This window comes from Bifidobacterium sp. ESL0704 (genome assembly GCF_029392075.1).
Lineage (GTDB): Bacteria > Actinomycetota > Actinomycetes > Actinomycetales > Bifidobacteriaceae > Bifidobacterium.
Genome location: NZ_CP113929.1, coordinates 2,344,485 through 2,365,163 on the forward strand (window position 1 = coordinate 2,344,485; position 20,679 = coordinate 2,365,163).

The following is a 20,679-nucleotide window of genomic DNA, read 5'->3' on the forward strand; positions in this document are numbered from 1 at the left end:
TTCCCCGCAAAGGGGCGAAATGTCCGGCACCAAGTCGATGAGGATCCGCACGCGGCAAATCGCATTGTACGAAAGCAACGAGCGCAATGCCCATCTCGATATACAAGTGCAAGAGGAAACGGCCTGGCTTTCGTAACAATAGATAGGAACGCTATTTGACAGAGATATAACCGCCGTTGGAAAGCACATAGCCAGCGACGCAGCGGGAACAGGAAACACCGCAGAATCCTTGCCATAATCCTTACCGAACATGATCGGCGTCCAACCCTGTTCATTCCTAAAACAACAACGGAATAACACTTTTTAGAGATAAAGATGTTCCTATCTACATTTATTTGGAGATATTAATATGCGCACCACAATATATATGCTTATCGGGGACACCGCTTGATCTGGAAATGTCCGTTATCCCGGGTACCGATTAACGGGCTGTACGAGGAAAGCGATGACGCTACCGGCTTGCGACGGTTCCCGGAAGTTGCCCCGAGTGGCCGGCCATATAGCGGTCGAGAAGGGCGTCGTAGATCGGCTTGGTGCCGGTCAGGTCCGATACCAGCAGGGCAATGAAACTACAGGCGGCGACCGGAAGCATATGCATCAAAGTGCCGCTCATTTCAACGGTCAGAAGGATCGAAGTCATCGGCGCCTTGACGGAAGCGGTCAGCGCTCCGGCCATCGCGCACACGGCGAATAATGGAATGATTTTGGCTTCGACGATCGGATTCCCGTTGATTTCGATCGCATGAAGCGAGACCCCGAAAACGGAACCGGTGAGCGTACCGACCGCGAGAATCGGCATGAAGATCCCGCCGGGCACGCCGCTGCCGAAGCTCGTGGACGTGAACAGCATCTTGACGACCAACAGAATCACGAGGAATGTGACGCCACCGGTCGCACGTTCCGCGAAACCGATAAGGCTTTCGCCGCCACCCAAGACCTGCGGCAGGAAAATACCGACCGGCAGCGCGACAGCCAGCGAAATCATCGGACGAATCCACCACGGCAATTTGTTATAGAGCGTCTGGAAACCAAGCAGCAGTTTGTTCATCGACACGCCGATCAGACCGGCGACAAGGCCCAGCGGAATCATCCACCAATACTCCGGCAGGCTTAGTTGTGTCAGACGCGCGAAATCAAGCACCGGCTTCAGGCCGAACCAATATTTCGAGACGAGATCGGCGGAAAGGGAGGCCGCGGCGGCTGAAAGCAGGATGACCGGCGAAAAGTTGTGATGAACCTCTTCAAGCGCGAACATCATGCCGGAAAGCGGGGCGTTGAACGCGGAGGAAAGGCCGGCGGCGGCGCCTGCGGTGATAAGAATATTCGTTTCGGCAGTTTTGGGCCCGCCCGCGCCTTCGCTGCCATCCGCCTGACGGTGAGCTTTCGGCGGAAAATCGCCATCGGCTAGGCGGCCGTTGGCACTGGTGGCACTGGTGGCATTTGTATCGGTGACGGTAGCGGCGTTATTGACAGTATTGACATTATCGGCGGCATCGACAGCAACGGCATTTGTATTGGTGACGGTATTGGTATCGGTGACAGCAGCGACGTCATCGACATTTGTATCGGTGACAGTATTTGTATCGGTGACAGCAACGGCATCATTGGCGACATTGGTAGCGGCATCGATGCCATTGGCGACAGTGGCGGCACTGTCGGCTTCGTCGGCAATATTGATGTTACTGGCCATTCCCCCCGCTACGACGGTGCCGGATTCCTGCATATTTGCATATATGGCTTTACCCGTATTCACACCGAGGTGCGAGGCGTTGCTTGCTCTGGCGTTCGTGCCCGCATCCACATGGTTCAAACCAGCCGCATCGGCCGATTCTGTAACGGTTCCGCCTTGACGGCGAAGCCTTCTCGCAATTTGTGTCATACCCTGGCTGGAGGCGGCACCGATCTGGATCGACGGGCCTTCGCGTCCGAGCGACAGGCCGAACATGCCGCAGAGCAGACCACCTGCGAACCTGACGACGAGCACTATGCCCGCCCGCATCTTCAAGCCAAGCCGCACGACGCCCTCGACTTGTGGGATGCCACTGCCGGACGCCATCGGCTCGAGCCGTATCAGCCAGGCGACGAATAGGCCGACAAGCGCGGCTGCAAGAGCCCAGGGCGCGATAAGCCACGGATTGCTGCGGATTTGCGGGTACATCCAGCGCGCGAACTGCGTACCCCATTCGATACCCTGGCGGTAGCAGGTGACCAGCACCCCAGCAACCAGGCCGCAGGCCACCGCACGCGCCGCCACAATCCACTGGCTGCGCCGCGATATACCCACCGTTGCCATCTGTTGCCGATTCCTTCCCGTACCAGTTCTTCACAGAGCCACTGACCGTTCGCGCACTTTTCTGACGCTGCCGTCGAAAAAGTGCTAGTTAGCAACTCTTAAATGCATTAATCTGACGTTACCGTAAGAAAAGTGCAGGCTGGCATGCCTAAAGTGCACCATTCCAACGCTAGCGTCGAAAAAGTGCACTTTGCAGTTCCCGGTACCATTCTCACGCCAACCGTCGAAAAAGTGCATCTTACGGTTCCTTAAATGCACTATTTTGACGCCAATGCAGAAAAAGTGCACCCTAGCAATCCTAAAGTGCACTTTTTATACAGTATCAGCAATACGCTCTGGTGCTCAGTCGACGAGCGAGCGCACCTCGATGATGTGGTCGCGCTGCGGGCCGGTGCCGATGGCGGAGATACGGCAGTTGGAAATCTCCTCAAGCCGCTTGACATAAGCCTGGGTATTAGCCGGCAAATCCTCGAACTTGTGGACCTTCGAGATGTCCTCGGTCCAACCGGGCATGGTCTCGTAGACGGGCTTGGCGTTGGCGAACGCCTCCTGGTCGATAGGCATGTCATCGTAGCGGGTGTAGGTGCCGTCACCGTTGTCGACATCGTAGGCGACGCAGATCGGAATCTCGTTGAGGCCGGTCAGCACGTCGAGCTTGGTGAGCACGATGTCGGTCAAGCCATTAACCTGCGTGGCGTAACGGGTGACGACGGCATCGAACCAGCCGCAACGACGCGGACGGCCGGTGGTCACGCCGAACTCATGACCCTGCGCGCGCAGCCATTCGCCGGAATCGTCCAGCAGCTCGGTCGGGAACGGGCCCTCGCCCACGCGGGTGACATACGCCTTGGCCACGCCGATGACGCGGTCGATCTTGGTGGGGCCGACGCCCGTGCCGGTGCAGGCGCCGCCGGCGGTCGGGTTGGAAGAAGTGACAAACGGATACGTGCCATGGTCAACGTCGAGCATCGTGGCCTGGCCGCCCTCGAAGAGCACGGTCTTGCCATCGGCAATCGCCTTGTTCAAGAGCAGCGAAGTGTTGGTCGCGTAAGGCTTCAAGCGCTCACCGAGCTTCAGCAGTTCGTCGGTGGTCTCGTCGACATCAATCGGACGGCGGTTGTAAAGCTTGACGAGCATCTGGTTCTTCTGGTGCAGGCTGGCCTCGACCTTGTCGTGCAAGCGGTCGGCGTCGAAGAGATCGTGCACGCGGATGCCCACACGGTTAATCTTGTCGGCGTAGGCCGGGCCGATGCCGCGGCCGGTGGTACCGATCTTGTGCTTGCCGAGGAAGCGTTCGGTCACCTTGTCGATAACGCGGTGGTACGGCGCAATGACCTGCGCGGATTCGCTGACGCGCAGTTTCGAGCAGTCCACGCCGCGGGCTTCAAGTCCATCAATCTCCTCAAAGAGCACTTCAGGATCAACCACGACGCCGTTGCCGATGACCGGCGTGACGTGCGGGTTCACCACACCACTGGGCAGCAGGTGCAGCGCATAGGTCTCGTCGCCGACGACCACCGTATGGCCCGCATTGTTGCCACCGTTGAAGCGCGCGACATAGTCGACCTTCGTACCGATAAGGTCGGTCGCCTTGCCTTTGCCTTCATCTCCCCATTGAGCACCAATCAGAACAATTCCAGGCATACTAACCTCCCGAGATTCGCGTTATTTCGCCGTTACAAGCCTACCGTCACGCCTATACCAGCAGCCGCTGTCCCCTCTAATCAAATTGTGAATTCTGCGTTATTGAGCCATCTTGGTGCACCAAGATGCCGTTTTTACGGTAATTTCCCCACCAAAGTTACGAAAACACCTATTCTTGGTGCACCAAGATGCCGTTTTTATGGCAATTCCGCAGCCAAACCACGAAAATATGGGAACTTGGTGCACCAAGATGCCAATAAAATGCGGATTTTGCAGGTCTTTCACATTTTAACGGCATATATTTAGCGCCTTCAGTTCAAGCACACGAACATATCAACACGCAAAAGCAGGTGTTCTTTTATACATCCCGTTCGCGCAGGGCAGTCAGGGCCCAAAGGATCGAGACGACGTCGATGGCCTCCTGCATGAACGCCCCAACCACTACCGGAATGAGGTTGAACGCGGCGGCGACCATGCAGACCAGCGCCAGCCCGAGGCCAGTGACCACGGCCTGCAGCATGGTGCGCTTGGTCTGGCGAGCGATGGCGACGGCGCGCGGCACGTCGGCGATATCGTCATTCATGATGACCACCTGGGCGGTTTGCGAGGCGGCAGTGGAGGTGCCGTCCGTCATCGCGATGCCGATATCGGCCGCGGCCAGCACCGGGGCATCGTTGACGCCGTCGCCGACCATCACCGAAATCGGGCGCGGCTTCGGTTGGCCGGAAAGCCGATCGAGAAGCGTCTCGATTTTCGAGGAGTGCGACAACGTTTCATGTGAAACAGCCTTGACTGCCGCTACCTTATCCTGCGGCAGCAGATCGGCGCGAACATCGTCAATGCCAACTTCCGAAGCAATTACGTCGGCTGAGCTGCGGGAGTCGCCGGTCAGCATGGTCACCGCACCCACACCCAAGGAGCGCAGACGCCGCAACGATTCGCGAGCATTATCGCGCGGCACGTCGCGCAGCACGATACGTGCGGCCAGAAGCCCATCAACCGAAACGTACGCCACCATTTCGTCGGCCGCACGAGGGCTAAACCGCGAAGTCGAGAAAGCATCGCTCTCACGTGAGGCGGCATCCGCATCATCGCTTGATGAGGCAGAATTTTCCAAGTAATCGTTATCAGCCCGAACGCCTGCAGACTTTTCCCTATTATTTCGGTTGTCTTGATTATCCTGCGAACATACAGCAGAGCCGCCTATCTGCGCCGAAGCAGAGGTACCGGCAATTTCGGCAACGCCGGATTTCGCGGCGACGCTTACGTTGTCATCGGCATGATTCGGCATTGCCACCCCAGCAAGCGCACCACCGCCGCCAGCGTTTGCGCCCGCTGCGAAACTCAGCCGGCCGACGCGCACCATGTGGCCCTCGACCATGCCCCGCACACCGCTGCCAGCATCTTCGTGCACGTCCTTGACCACCGGGAAAGCAGTGCGACCGTTGTGCAACTTCTTCGACGCCGCGGCCCCGGCAGCGACGATGCCCTGCGCGAGGATATGCACCGAATAGGTCTCCACCACCGCGGCAAGCTCGACGATGACGTCTTCAAGACGTGACGCATCGGAAGATTCAGACCGGCCAGCGCTATCGGTACCTACAGCAACAACCTCACCGGCGTTAGTGGGACCGCTCTCATCGTTGTGCACGGCAACGGACTCACCGGCATCGGCAGAATCATCCTCACCGCCATCAGCGTTTCCGCCGTTGTTGCCAACACTGCCCATGGCAGCGTCATTGTTTTCGTCGTTGAGGCCAGCCACGGAATCGGCTCTTAAGCCCAAAAGCCCAGGCAGCCGCCCACGCGCCTCGTCCGGCACGTCAACCCGCACAACCTGCGGCCTGGTGACCGTAAGCGTGCCAGTTTTATCGAAGAAAATATGCGAGACCTTGCCGAGATTTTCCAGAACCTCCTGCGTTTTCGTCAGGATTCCGGCCTTCGCGAGCCTTCCCGTTCCAGCCATATACGCTACAGGTGCGGCGATGAGCAGCGGGCAGGGCGTGGCCAGAACGAGCACCTGCGCAAACCGTTCCGGGGTGCCGGAAGCGATCCACGCGGCAACGCCGATCACCAGCGAAATAATGGTGAACGGCACCGCGAGCACATCGGCGGTCTTCACCACGGGCGCACGCGAGGCACGCGCGGAATCGACCAGCTGCATGGTCTGCTGATACTGCGAATCCTGCGCCAGCTGCGTGGCACGCATCACGATCATCGTCGAGCCGTTGATGGCTCCGCTCATCACGCGAGCGCCCGCAAACACGGTGCGTGGCAACGGTTCGCCATTGATGGCGCTCAAGTCGAGCGTCGCCGTGCCGCTCAAAAGCTTGCCGTCCACCGGAATCGTCTCGCCGGGCAAGACCACCAGCACATCGCCGAGCGCCACCTGGCCGACCGGCACGGTGTGGAAATGAGCGTCTTGCGCGGCCTGTGATTCCATGGTTTTCACAGCCTGCGAGGTTCGGGCCAGCGATCCGCCGATAAATGTATGCCGTGCCAGCGAGCCTGCCGGCTGGGTGCGCTTCCCTCGGGAATCTTGCGAACCGTTCCGGGAGCTTGCGGCATTGTCCTTCGCCACGGAAGAAAGCTCGCAGTTGCAATCATCGGCATCAATCACGCACAGGTTGTTTTCCCGTTCGCGCGCATTCCCTTTCGGCAACGCGGCAGCCAACGTTGCCCGGAAACCGTCGGCCAAACGCTTGTCGCTGCTGGCAAACAGCGCGGCAAGATGGTCGTTTTCGGCAAACTCCTCCCGTTTCATGGTTTCGGCACAAGTGGCGCCGACTTTGCTCGCCGGAGAATAGCGTTTGACCGTTTTATCCGGATTCTCAGGAACGCCCGCACCCCCAGTATTGCCGACCGTTTCCAGACTATCGGCACGCTTAGCGTCACCAATAGTCCCAACGTTATTTGTATTATCTATACTTTCGATATCCGCATGATTCCCGTCGTTCTGCGGTCCGGTTGTATCGGCAGAGTGACCGCCATCCACTTTCCCGGCCGCACCGACCCCGGGCAAATCCGAGATATGCGCCATCTGCGGGGCGGCGGCGACCAGGGCGCTCAGGTTGCTTTCGGCCTTGGTCTGCGCGAATTCTTCGATGGCTTCGCCCGACCAAATCATCAATACCACGGCCCAAGCCGCCCAATACTCCTGCACGCCAAGTGTGGAAAGCAGCGCAAGGATCGCGAGCACGTCGATGCCCACATGGCCGGCCTTCAAGGAAGCGATCATGCCGCAGATGGAATCGAAAACGGAATAGGCAACGAGCAGCACCACGATAAGCTGGCCGACGGAAGGGTTGAACGCGAACGGACCGACGTGCCACGCTCCGACAGCTGGCGGAGCCGCCACAAAATTGCCGATTTTCAGTGCACCGAAGCCGCCCAGCCATGGACGATAATTCCAGAACAATGCCACAAAAACCGCAGCAACAATAGTGATGGGAAGCATCGGTACCTGTCGGCAGATACCAGCAGCCTTGCGAATAATCCGCATGATTCTCCTTGCGCGTGTGCTGCTAAAGCCACGAGTCACACAAGTTACGCGGCCAAAGCAAGTTGGTCACGCCTTGTTAACCCACCGGCGACGCGAAGCCACCGATACACGGCGTAAAGATTATGAAATCAAGTATAGCGGTATCACGTCGACAACCCGTCCCAAAAACTCGCGTGGGTCGCCACGGATCCTGCAAGGAGCAGCAGCCGCTATATGATGCCGAAGAAATAAGCGACGTGGGCATCGAACCACGCGTAGCCGAGGTCGAAGACGGGCAGAAAACCGGTGCGCATCATCATCCCGAATGCGGCCCACGCACAAGCCAAAGCGACGAAAGCCAGCAACCAGAGCAACGTGGTGAGCAAGGCGATTTTCGCCCGCAGACGGCCGGCCGAACGGTGGCGGCGACCGAGACGGCTTGCATCACGGAATTCCTGGTCTTGCGCCTCGAACCGGTCAAGGGCATCGGCAAGGATACGGCTCAGCCGCGCACGGCGGCGACGGGTGAGCGCCATGCCCACCGCAGCCAGCATGACCAGCACCAGAAACAGCCACATCGTCCACAAGGGCGCACCGCTCGGCTGGGTCGCGGGCACTCCCTCCCCCACAAAATGGCCGCGAACGAGCAGGCGATGGTCGTTGACGCCGTAGGGCGTGCAGGTGAGCAGCGTGACGTAGTTGCCGCCGTCAATCGGCTGCAACCGGCTCACGTCGTCGGGCAACACCACGGAAATCCGGTCGACCCGGTAACTCAGCCGATGGTTCAGCACACGAATCTGAAAAACGTTCCCACGCTTCAATTGCGTGAGGTTGTCGAAAAGAATATGGCCGACGAGACCGGTGTGGCCGGTGACGACGGGCTGGATGCCGGTGTCGTCGGTCGGCAGCGGGGTCGTGGCGAGATGACCGGTGGCCCGCGCCAGCGCCTCGTCCGAAGTGCCGTGCTCGATAGGCAGCTTCACATGAATCTTGGGGATGTCGACATATCCCATCATGCCTTTGCCATCCACATTGAGCGTTTGGTAATAGCGGTCGAAAGGCGCTTTGATGTTGGCGTTGCGGAACGGGTCGCGCACCGGCAGACGCCCGATTTCGGCATTATACGACTTGGCATCGTTCCACATCCGCCGCTGGGCAGACGGCGAAAGCTTGGAGACGATGGCATCGTAGGCGTCGATGGCGGCCTGCGGCTGGCGATAGTTCACATAATCCGCGACCAGCGGATAGAGGAAAATCGCCAGCCCGACCAAGAAAATGACTATATCGATGAGGCTGCGGGGCTTGCGCGCCTTCGCGTGACGGGCAGACAAACCGGGCGCGACAGAAGCAACCGAGCCCGTGCGGCTGACGGTTCCATCCGGTTCGATGGTTCCATCCGATTCAACGGTTCCAACAACCGCGCTCGTCTGATCGGGTTCAACCGGTTTGGCCAACACGTCAGAGCCAGTCGCCTCAGCTGCCTTGGCTGCCTCCGCATGGCCGGCAGCATCCACCGAATCGGTCGTCTCGATTGCCTCCGCCCCGGATGTTTCCGCCTTGCCGGCCGCGTCCGCTGCCTCGGTCGAAGAACCGCCCGATCGGACGGTACGGCTTGCCACGACCCTCCTCATCGACTTCGCCGGTTTCACCGCGCGGTCGTCTGTTCCGCTTTCAGAACCGCACGATGACGACGCCATGCGGCGAGCGCCATCACCATCGCGCCCAGCACCAAGAAGAGCACAATGCCCATGCCACCGGTAAGCGGCAGTCCCAAAGGTCGGCCGAAGATATCGGTGGCCTTCCAGTTCTTCATGCCGACAGTGATGAGTTTGCCGAAGACGTCCTTGGCATCTTTGGGTGCGCTCTCGTACGCGCCGAACAAAGAACTCGACTTAGTGTTGGACGGGTCGTAACCGGCAGGGAAGATACCTTCCGGGTTTGAAGTGACGATGTCTTCCTCGCTCTTGCCCGCAATCGCGCTGAAGTCGAGCTGTTTGAAGACCTCGCGCGCACGCGCGTACCCCACGGGTGCCTTGTATTCCTCGATGTTGACCTTGAGACCCACGCCCTTCCAGGTCGTCGGATCGGAAGGATCGGTTTTCTCCATCACCGGCAGATCGACGAAGCTGACGATACCGGCATTGTTGGAAGCCGCCTCGATGAAATCGACACCTTCCGGCCGCTTGTCGCTGTCGGCGTAGAACTTGCCATCGCTGGCCAGGAAGCGCGCGTCGCTGTCCGGATCCGAAAGCCGGAAGACTGCCCCCGGCAGGCCGTTGCCGTCGGTGTCGGTTTTGACGAACTGGAAGCCGGCGGTCGGGCTATGCGAAGCACCAGGCAGTGGCTTCGGAGTGTAGTTGTGGTCTGCGAAGGCGATGTTGCCCATATGCCCGGCGTCGACGCTGATGGAGTCGCCGTTCGCGGTCACTTGGGTCTTCAGATCGATGCGCAGCAGGATACGATGGTCCTTCTGGACTCCTGTAATCAGGCTCTTGAACGTGGCGACGTCCTTGAAGAAGTCGAAGGTCAGGTAGGTGGTGCCCGCGCCGTCAGTGCCGACCTCGCGACCATCCTGGGTGGTCATCGACTGGCCTTTGTACGTCGAATTGATACGCTTGGGAGCGGTATGGCCCGTCGAGTATGAGTACACTCCCGCCGGCACGTCATGAGTAACCTGCCGGCCGTTGTCGGCGGTGAACGTCACGCTCACCGTAGGATCGGCGATGGTCTTCAATGAAGCGGGCAAGCGGTCAATGATGCGCAGCTGCACCCCAGTTCCGTCGGTGGCAATGTTCGTGTCATCGATATTCGAAAGCTGTAGGAGGCTGCTGTCCTTGCTGGCCTGCGGATTGCTGTCGTTGGCAATCACTTGGGTGATCTCGTAATCCTGCTTATCGCCGACCTGCGCGATGGCGGAACCGGTGGTGTGGGTCATGACCTTGGAAAGCTGGTTTGTGGTTTGGTTCTTGGGGAACAGGTGGAGGTTATAGATATAGCCGACGCTAGTCGTGCCGTTCGTGTCGGTCTGCGTGGTACGGTACGGCAGGCCGAAAATGGAATCCTCGACGAACGCGCGGCTGCTGTAGCGGCTGCCGGTCTGATGGAGCAGATAGTGGTGCTCGCCCTTGGGGAAACCGGTGCTTAACGTCTTGTGATCAGCATCCACGAACCACTGGTTCGAGTTGATGGATCCGTCGGCACCGGTCGAGCCGTAATAGACATGCCCCTCACCCATCTTCACGAATGTGTTCGAGTCGTTGACCGAGACCTGCGACCACCGCAATCCTTCGGCAGGCTGCACTTCGCTGAGTTCGAAATCGGCTCCGGAATTGGCCTGGCGACCCTCGGCGGCCTCATGCTGATCGTTGGCGGAGCCGGTGGAGGCGAAGCCCTCGTCGCTGGAAAGATACGAAGTCACCGTCAGCGTCGGCACCTTGTTCGGATCGATGGCACCGGCGACGAAATCGTCCTGGTCCCCGTAAGTCGGCAGCTTCGACGTGGGATCGACACCATCTGCGGCCTCGGCGCGGGCGACGGGACCCGCCAGAGCCAGCAGCGTCGCCAACGCCAGCAACAGCGCTACGAAACGCTTTCCTTTCAATCGATTTTGCAATAATCTGCTCAATGGAGCACTTCCCCTCGTTTTACAATCATTGTCATCGACAGCCGTCAAACGGTGTGATGGAGGACAAAACGGGTACAAGTGCGAACCTCAAACCCGGCATACAGCGCCTTACATCGCGAATCATGCCTGCTGTGGTGACAATGGCGACGGAAAAACCGACGCCCTAACAAACTTTGCCTATGCGAATATAGCGGAACCATCATGGTGCGTGACGGAGCACTCGCCCACAGCAGATATGAAATAACTCACGAATACTACTGATTGGCCTAAGTTTTTAGTCATTTATTCATGAATAGTCTAAATAATCATGAGCGATGGCCGCGCTTTGCCAGCTGCGTTCCCCTTGCCCGATACCGGCGTCGCCGAAAACGACAAAACAACAGCGACATGGCAGGACTTATCGCATCAAATCGTCTCAGACCCCATTTGGCGACTATCACACAATTCACGGCCGCGCAAACCCGTCGCAGACATTGAACCATTCATTTCGCCTGAAGCCTAGCGCAACGGTGTACCCTCTGTACGTCACCAGATACCAATCGCGGCAACACAACGTAAGGAGGCAGAAAGTGCGTGCATTCGGCGAAAAATCACGCTGGAGCGCATACGCCCACGGCCTTCTTGCCCTGTCGTTGGCAATCCTTACGCTGCTCTCGACCCTAATCGCCATCCAGCCTTACGCCACCGCGCAAAGCGCGATGGACGATATCGATGCGACGACACCAATCACCCAGCCACAGCCTTCTCACGCACCCATCCAGAAAACCGCCACCGCCGGCACACAGGCGACCGGCGTCGACCACAAACCCCGCCTCTACCGGATGCTCAATTACAACTCACGCATCGACGCGTCCATGGACGAGCTGCGCATGGACTTCGTGCTGCGAGTGGCGCACGGTGACGTTAACCCGCAGAGAAGCAACCCCGGACTGACCATCGTCTACTCCTACGACGGCACGACCACCAACACGCGCACAGCCACCTACCTCGGAGCGCAAAGCGACGCCGGCAAGATCAAATACTGGACGGACAACGAGGCCGATGACTTCGTGATCCAAGCGAGCCAGACGGTCGGCGATTACGACTATCTCGCGATTTCGATACGCGGCGATTTCGACTATCCCAACAGCCCCGACCCTAATATCATAGGCGGCACGCAGGTGCCGCTGTATGTCTACGCCGTGCTCGGCAACGTAGGCGCGCTCTCGGTGCAGCAGATGGAGAGCATGCCGTCGATTGCCACCAACATGGCCACAGACCCCACCACCGGCAAGGCGCTGCCGTTGCACACCTACGCGACCGACCGCTGCACCAGCCCGGCACCGGTGAACGGCAAAATCACCTGCACCGGCAACGGGCCGATCCTGGGCATCGGCTACGACTCCACCCCGCAGATGTTCAACAGCGAGGCCGGCACCGGCTGGGGGCTCAACGTAGCGCACGGCTTTTCGCAGGTTGGCGCCGGCCCAGGCATCGCGCCGGCGCACTCGTTCTTCACCTACTTCAACGACTACGACCTCGTCTCGCGCGACAACGGCACCTCCGACGGCGACGGGCTGGCCAACCCGCACCCCTACTCCGTGGTGAGCTCGTTCTATTTCCAATGGCTGGCCTTAAGCGAAACCGGCCAATGGGTACCGGCGGACGCACTGACCCCGACCGCGCAGATCGGCACGCAAAAGCCCGGCAACACGGCCAATTTCAACAAATGGAACAACTATTCCGCACTCAACCTCCCAGCTTCCGGCACCAACACCGCCATGCTGGCCTCAGGCGACGCGCAACGGCCGGACGGCTCCATCGATTTCGCCCGCGCGATGGCCGAACAAAAAACAGGCGGCAGGCCCAGCGGCTACTTCAAACTGGTGGTCTGGCCGATCACACGCAGTTCCGCCGGCAGCGACGACCGATACATCACCGCGCAGGATCAAGACATCTTCAACCCGCTCACCTCCACAGCAAGCGGCACCAGCAACGGCGGCAAGGGCGTCACCGCAGGTATGAGCGCAGCCGAAGCAAAACGAATTATCGACCTCGGATGGTCGAACGCCTCCGTCTTCGACGGTTTCGCGCTTGCCAAGCCCACACCTCCCACCATCGACGCGCCAAAAGTCGGGCCCAGCGGCCTGCTCTACGCCTCCACGCAGAACGTCGGCGGTACCGGAACGCCGGGGATGGACGTCGATCTGTTCGTCTCCACACCGGACCCAGCCAGTGGCGAAGTGGCCAGCACGACCGCCAAACGGGTGGAATCGTACGTCGGCACGGCCACCGTGGGCGCGGACGGGCGCTGGAAGCTGCCGGACAGCGTCGACGAATCCGACCCCTATGCCCGAATCCGCTCCTACCGCGCCTGGCAATACCCGCCGCCGGGTTCAGGCTCCAAAACCGCGTCATCGGCCCAAAGAACACCGGCATCGGCCCAGGAAGCCACCGCCGCAACATCGGCCCCGGGCAACTCCGTCAATCCGCTCGACCTGTCCGGCTATTCGAATATCTATACGGTGACTTTCACACCTGCGCCAGCCAAGACTCCTGTCATCAGCTCCGTCAGCATTCCGCACACCCTGGCCTCGGCCGGGGGCAAACTGGCTACAGGGGCAGCGGTCAAGGTCTCCGGCACCGCCGTCTGGCCAATCGGCGAGGCAGCCACCACGTTGAGCCTCTGCGTACAACCCGCCGACGCCGATTATCATCCGCTCTCCGGCAGCGCAGCCGTCTGCACCGATGTCACCGTCAAACCCGGCCAAAAAACCTGGTCGGTCGCCATACCCGCTCTGCGCCTTCTGCCGCCTGCGATGCCGAAGGGCACGAACCACGCCGTCCTATCCGCCGCGCTGCGCAACGCGCGAGGCGCACTTTCGAAAGCAGCCCAGCGCAAAGAGATACTGGACATGGTTGCGCCGACATTACAGGTCGACAGCGCCGACAATCTTGCCATCATCGGCGGGACCGAGGATGACACCGACCGGCCTGAAACCGGTGACACTGTCACCATCAGCTGGCCCGACGGGCAACGCTCCACAACAACCACCGACCACGACGGCCATTGGCAGATCACCGTCCCGGAATCGTCCGCCTCACCAAACGCCAAAGGACAGTACACCGTTTCCGTCGTGGACGATCAGCACAATGAGGGCGCCGACCAGGACTACGACCTGCCGCTGCCTCCCCCGACCTCGCCTCTGCCCAAAGCCGGAAGCGCGTCGGTGTGGGTCTGGCTGGCGGCACTGTGCGCAAGCGTGGCAACGGCGATTGCACGTTATGCGTATAAGCGCCGAACCTGTGCCGCAACCGCATTCGCAGCCGCGCAGCGCAAAAATCGACACGATTAGCGCGATTGACGCGAACGCTCAAGACCACTGGTCAGCAGTCCCAAGGCGAGCGCCAACAGGGCGAGAGAAGCAACCACGAACGCATCGGCTCCGGTCTTCGCCAGCTTCTTGCCGGCAAGCGCCTGCCCATCCGGCATCATCCCCGCTGGTTTTGGCGGAACAGGCGTGTAGGCGTTGGTGAACGTCGGCACGCTCTCCGAGTGCCCCTTGGCGTCGGTGTACGTGACGCTGGCGACGAGCTTATGGCTATCGGCATCCTCACGAACGCTCACCACGGCATGCTGAACGCTGGTGTCATAGGTGACGCGAGGGCGTGAGCCGCTCGCCTCACGGATGGTGTAGTGGTAATCACCAGTGTGGGTGAACCGCAGTGTCTTGAATGTCGCATGCCCCGTACCCGAGGTAGCGTCGACAAACGACCTGGTCCCAGCGAGCGACGGCTCGGCATGCGGCAATTCACTGGTCTGAGAGCCGACCATAAAGTCAGCGGTCTGCGAACCGTTGGCCGGCGCATGGGATTCATGGCCGTCCTCTTCAAGCGTGGCTTGGAACTCACGGTTCTGCAAGTCCCGACCTTTCAGATGCTTGTCGGCACTGAGAACGGCATCGGCCTCCGTCGGCGTGTAGACGTTCGTGAACGTCGCCGAAGTGGCGCTTTCACCCTCGCCAGCCAACGCATACGAGACCGAGGCCTTCAGCTTGCCGCTCTCGTCGGTCACCGTCACGGTGGCCGTGTACTGGCTATCGTCATATTGGCTGATTGTCGAATCATGTCCAGCTTGTTCCTTGACCGTGTACTTATAGACGCCAGGCGCGCTGTACGTCACGTCAGGGAACTTGAAACTGCCATCACTACCGTTGGTAACGCTGGTCTTGCTCGGCATTGGGCTGCTCACGTCCGAGCTATCAGCACTGTACTTGCCACCGGCGTCGGCGATGGTGAACGTGAATTCGCCATCCTTTGGTTGACGTGGCGCGGTCCCGCTATCGGTGTTGCGGATGACCTTATTACCGCCGACATGGGCCGTCGTAGGATTCGGCTTATACGTGTTGTTGAACGTGATGCCGATGCCGTCGGCAGGCGCTTCGCCCTTCTTATTGACCGAATGCGAGGCGATGACCAGATTGCCGTGCTGGTTGTCTGTAATCGTCCATTTAGCCTGCCACACCGTCTGATCCCTGGAGATGCCGGTTTCACTGGTGGCGTCCTCGGTAACGTCGAAGACGTAGTCGCCGGCCTTGTCGAACGAGACACCGGGGAACGTGATATTGCCATCGGCGTCGTTGCTGGCATGCTGGGCCGTGATAGTGGTAGAACCATCAGGCTGGCTGACCGGCGTCATGGTGAAGTTGAACTCGTTGCCCGCAAGAGGAGCATGACTCTGGTGCGCGCCAATCTTGAGCTCCTTGCTTGCTTTCAGCACCACCGGCACCGCAGACGGCTTATAGGTATTGGTAAAGGCCGCTGCAGTAACGGCAGCTCCGCTGGCGTCAGTCAGCGTCGCGGTGACGTCCTTCTTATAAGTGACGAAATTGTCTTTGACCGTAATCGTCAACTTGTACTCGGTGGGTATGCCCGACGCCTGCGAGACGCCCGCAGGAAGGTCCGTGGTGTCCTCGGTAATCGTATAGACGTAAGTGAAAGGTCCCGGCGAAGGGAGCCTCAACTTGTCGGCGTCGATATTGACGGTGGTCTTGCCAATGTCGCTGCCGGTACCGCCTACGGTGACGCTGGAGGGCAACGCCTGTCCCGAACCGGTCGCCGGCGCGTCGCCGACGGGCGTGATGTTGAACTTGTACTTCTCGCCGCTCGTCCAGTCTCGTCCCTCGAGCTTCTTGGTGATGTCGAAGCTGGCCTTGTTGGCCTCTAACGGACCGACGAATCCCGCGTTCTCGTACGTGTCCTCATACAGCGGGCTGGACATTTCCTTGGACGTGGGGAACTCGTTCAAAGATATGCCGGAGCCCCTCATGGCATCTTTGTCAGCCTTGCTGTTGACGGTCCTATCGCTACCTTGATTGGCTTTGGTGAGCCCCCAGCCGTCAGGCACGTCAAGTTTCACACGGTATCCCGAGCCCGCCGGAACGCCATCGAACAGATAGCTACCATCATTTTGGGTCTTGGCTTTCAGCGGATGACCATAAACATCATTCACGGTGGCACCGGCGTCGTTGACCAGGCTTATGCCAATATTAGACAGGATGGGCTCAGTCGAGTCCATGATGCCGTTGTGGTTGTAGTCATACCACAGGAATCCGCTGACGGTGCGATCATAGGTCTGTAGCAACGCGATGACGTTGTTGGAGCCGTCCGCCCACTGCTGCTCGTACTTGTCTCCTGCCTTATTGCCGTTAGGAGCCAAGGTGGTATCGATCTGAACGCTGCCGCTGGGAGGCAACATCGGCAGCTCGAAGGCCATCGCCGTGATGCCGTTGGCAGGCATGGCAGCCCGGCTCTCGGCGGCGATGGAGACGGTATAGTCGCCATGGCCATCAGCGACGAGATCGGCCGTGGGCCAATCGTCCACCTGGACGCGTGTGATGGTCGCCGGATTCACGTCCTTGCTCCGCCAATGCGTGTCCGTGGAATACCGCACCACCAAACCATTCAGCGAGGCACCGCCTTGTGGTTTGATCTTCATGTTCTTGATGCCATAGGTGCCATGGTACGTGGAGAGCGTGTCGCTACTGGTACCCAGTTTGTGGTCGTTATACGGCATGATCTCCACCGCATAGGGGTTGCTTTCATCCGCCTGCGCGTAATTGCCGAACGTCGATATGTAGCCGACAGGCTCGGAAGTCTCGTTGATGAGCTGCTTGGCCTGCGTGGCCAGACTCGCGGCTCTGAGCTTGGAGACCCTCATGCCCGCCGAGTCCAACGTTCCCTTGGAAGCATTAGGCGCAACATGGTAGTTCGTGGACATTACGCTGGCCTTCACTTGGAAGTCGGCTCCGTCTTTCACGTCCTTACCCGGGTCGATTTCGTCGCCGATCGTGGTGCTGAAGTGGATGGCGCGGTTTCGATCATCGCGTGCTACGTCTGGAATCTGCCAGACAAGGGTGGTGGTGCCGTCAGGATTATTGGTGATGGTCGGTTTAAGTAAGGTTCCGCCGATCACCGTACCTGGGTCAGGCACATGCTGTTGGTAGTCGCCATCGAGTTTGGACGAGTTCTCCACATAGTGCAGACCCTTGGGCAAGGTGGCGGTGACGCTGACATCCGTCTTGCCATTGCCGCTCATGCTGTGTACTCTGGCGGCAATGGCCCAATCAACGCTACGCTCTCGCTTATCGAGGTCGTACACGGACTTGGCCACCGATCCCGTCCTCTGCGCGACGCTGATATCGACCGCCGGCTTCTCGCCGGCCACATAGAGCGCGTCGCCCCATTGCCGCACGTGGGTGCCGGTGCCGGAATTCGCCACATAGCCATTTTCATCATATGCAGGCTTCTTGTAGTTGTTCTGGAAGGTGGCCGTGTCGATCTTGCCTTTGAGATTGTCCTTGAAATACCAATCCATCGGGTTCTGGGCCGTGCTCCAGTCGAGCCAGTCCGTGTCATCGCCGTCGAGCGAATAGCTCAGCTGCTTGGCCGTCTTCATCTGCCCGCGCGTATACATGTAGGCCACCGCGCTCAGCTGCGCCACTCTGCCCATGGGGGCATCAGCGCGAACCTTGGCTTTGATGTTGCCCATGCTGAATTTGGTCTCGATGCCTTCGCTTGAGCTCAAAGCCGCTTGGTTGGAGGCGAGCAGGATGCCTACGATGGTGCCATGCGACTGCGCCTCGGCCTTCGTGTCGTAATATTTCAGGTCGTCAATGCCGGCCTTGTCTTGTTCGGCGTCGCTGGACCATCCCGACCCATTCGGCTTGACCGCGTATTTGGCCTTAACCGGCGAAGCCTTGTTCCAGAACGGATTGGGGTCGTTCCAGCTGTGGAAGAATCCGTTCTTCCCGCTGTAGCCACCTGCGTCGAGATGGTTCTCATCCTCCAAGTCGATGACTTTGGGATCGATTTTCAGCAATATCATATGGCCCACAGGCAGGCCTGAGTACTGTTGCGTAAACACGTACCCTGGCGTGAGGCGAATCGGGTCGCCCGGCGAGGCGACGTCCGTGTCCTGTTGGTCATCGGCGGCCATCCACCCGCCGCAGTCGACGCCATCCTCCTCATAATCGTGATCCGTGGCGCAGGCATAGCCGAAGAACGGCGCGATGGAACCCGGAACGACCAAGCTGATCCTGTTTGGCCGCCAATTGTCGTTATCGCCCGAAGCCTGGTCGCTGCGATCCAGCATGCCATTGGCATGATTGTAGTCTTGTGAATTCCCCTCGGCATCGGTATACTGCAGGCCGCCTTCGTCGGCTTGGTCCAATGCGGTTATGCCTGTTCCATATGTCTGCCCGATTTGCTCGTCACTCATAGTGACCGGATGGAAAAGATACAGATAGCCGGTGGAAATCTCACCGATCTTCTGTGTAGTGCAATTGTTGCCCATGAACGTCTCGTCGCATCCGGTATCGCCCTGTATCGAGCTGCCCTGCCGCGCCCAGAACGGACCAATCGCGTAATCTTTCAAAGTAAAGTTATAAGAGGCCCAGCCGGCGCCACGGCTTCCCTGCTCAACCGTATAGTCGCCGTTGTCGTAGGTCACGTTGTGGTCTTTGGTGTCCTTATGGGTACGGAAACCACCGGCGAGCGTGTAGTTGTCGAACCGAGGCATGTAGCCCTGCGTGTCGTTGTTGAGCTCTCGTCCTGGCGTCGAGGGCGTCGCCTTCTGTTTCACCGCGTCCGCGTGGCTCATGATCGGAGTCGTGGCCGGAGCCAGCCCCCAGAACTTGGTCTGCACGCTCTCGTCGTTAGTAGCCCGACCAGGTCCGTCGGTACACTGCTGATCGGTACTGGTATCTTTGCACCAATTATCAACGGTGTTCACGGTGAATTTCAGGTCCCCCTGAGGAGCCTCCAGCCCCTTCATGCCCTTGCCGCGGTTGAGGTCCGAGTCGGGCCAACGCAAATCGACGGCCCACGGCAAACCGGTGATGTAGCCACGCTGCTTGCCAAGGCCGTAGTTGGGTTGATGCTCCGCGCCAGGCTTGTCGAAATCGAACGTTCTGACCGGCGACGCTTGGGTGACATAGCCGTTTCCAGCGTTCGCGCCAATGCGGATGTCGAGGCTTGTCTTGGCGCTGATGGTCAGCTCCTGCGGTATGTCGGTCTGGCCTGCGGTGTCGCCCGTGTATTCGGAGCGCGCGTTCACGGTCGGCTTGATCTTTTCACCATTGTTCATGGCATTGATCTTCAGAATGATAATGACCGATGCGGTGCCGGGAGCGACATAACCTCCGGGGGTGTTGTTCGAGACGTGGCGCCAGAAAACATAATCCTGCGTCCCGTCCGGATTATCCGTTTCCGTGCTGGGATACTGAGGGTCCTGATCAATCCAAGTCATGGAGGCGGTGTCGATGACCGCCTTGGTCTTATTCACCGGAACGTGGACATCGAAGCGTATCCGGGCATCACGGTAATAGTCGGTTGGTGACGCCGGGGTCAGCGTATAGCTGTAATCGTAGGTGACTTTATCGAAGGAACGGACGATGTTGTTGCTGGCGCTGGAGTCATTGCCTTGATCGTCGTTGCTGTCGAATGGCACCTCGCCCGTTTGCATACTGGCGAGCTGAAGCTTGCTGACCTTGACGTCGTCGTTCTTGGTGGCGGCATCGTGATAGGTGATGTTGCCGTCCTCTCTGGCAGAAAGCGCAGTAGCCGGCGTGCTCGCTTGAGAGTTGCTGTTGGCTGGCTTGGCTCCATTATCGGCCTTAACGGGGCTAGCGGCATTTGAACCCTTCGAGATACCGCCGAGCTGCGCATCCGACTGCGGAATCTGCGAGCCGCTCGTTGGCAGGATATTGGGCACCTGTGCGGCGGAAGCGGAACTCTGACCCGACTGCTGTGCGTCCTTCGAGCCTATGGTGATTCGGCTCTTCGTATGAGATGAAGGCGATGCGGACGTCGACACCGACGATCCCGAAACGTCACCATTGGGCACGTTCGTCGCCGAAACAGCGGAAGGAGCGAACATCCCTAACGCAACGATGCCACTGACCGCACTGACTACAATATGTACGAATTTACGATATGACACGATAAATTCAGCCTTCCAAACTCCTACTTTTTCAAAAGGCTTCAGACCTTTGCACATTCGCCTGCATGCTATATCGAAAATAAGACAAAATTGTTATACATAATATGTTTGCCGTACGTTCTCCCATTGTTTCTCTATATGGATGAGATAGCGAT

General features: G+C 59.1%; 7 protein-coding genes. 1 reads left to right on the forward strand and 6 read right to left on the reverse strand.

The genetic code is table 11. The features are described 5' to 3' along the window. Positions 1–451 precede the first annotated feature (451 nt). From OZX64_RS08625 to OZX64_RS08645, 5 genes are all read right to left on the reverse strand, one after another. On the reverse strand, positions 452–2,293 hold the full coding sequence (locus OZX64_RS08625; protein WP_277172779.1) for a ClC family H(+)/Cl(-) exchange transporter: 1,842 nt from the start codon (positions 2,291–2,293) through the stop codon (positions 452–454). A gap of 342 nt (positions 2,294–2,635) precedes the next feature. Continuing rightward, positions 2,636–3,937 carry an adenylosuccinate synthase gene (locus OZX64_RS08630; protein WP_277172782.1) on the reverse strand — a complete coding sequence of 434 codons (1,302 nt, stop codon included), beginning with the start codon at positions 3,935–3,937 and terminating at the stop codon, positions 2,636–2,638. Positions 3,938–4,295: 358 nt separating this feature from the next. After that, the gene (locus OZX64_RS08635; RefSeq protein ID WP_277172786.1) at positions 4,296–7,439 is read right to left on the reverse strand and encodes an HAD-IC family P-type ATPase; all 3,144 of its coding nucleotides are present in this window, start codon (positions 7,437–7,439) and stop codon (positions 4,296–4,298) included. Between the two features lie 209 nt (positions 7,440–7,648). Then, positions 7,649–9,037 carry a class C sortase gene (locus OZX64_RS08640; protein ID WP_277172790.1) on the reverse strand — a complete coding sequence of 463 codons (1,389 nt, stop codon included), beginning with the start codon at positions 9,035–9,037 and terminating at the stop codon, positions 7,649–7,651. 26 nt (positions 9,038–9,063) lie between these two features. Further along, entirely contained in the window at positions 9,064–11,019 is a 1,956-nt protein-coding gene (locus tag OZX64_RS08645; RefSeq protein WP_277172793.1) for a hypothetical protein, read from the reverse strand. Between the two features lie 593 nt (positions 11,020–11,612). On the opposite strand from OZX64_RS08645, the gene OZX64_RS08650 reads away from it, so the two are divergent. Further along, positions 11,613–14,378: a hypothetical protein gene (locus tag OZX64_RS08650; RefSeq protein WP_277172797.1), complete on the forward strand. Its 2,766-nt coding sequence runs from the start codon at positions 11,613–11,615 to the stop codon at positions 14,376–14,378. Here the strand turns inward: OZX64_RS08650 and OZX64_RS08655 are convergent. After that, complete coding sequence (locus OZX64_RS08655; protein ID WP_277172802.1) at positions 14,375–20,461, reverse strand: FctA domain-containing protein; 6,087 nt, start codon at positions 20,459–20,461, stop codon at positions 14,375–14,377. The two genes, OZX64_RS08650 and OZX64_RS08655, sit on opposite strands and share 4 nt — an antisense overlap. Positions 20,462–20,679 lie beyond the last annotated feature (218 nt).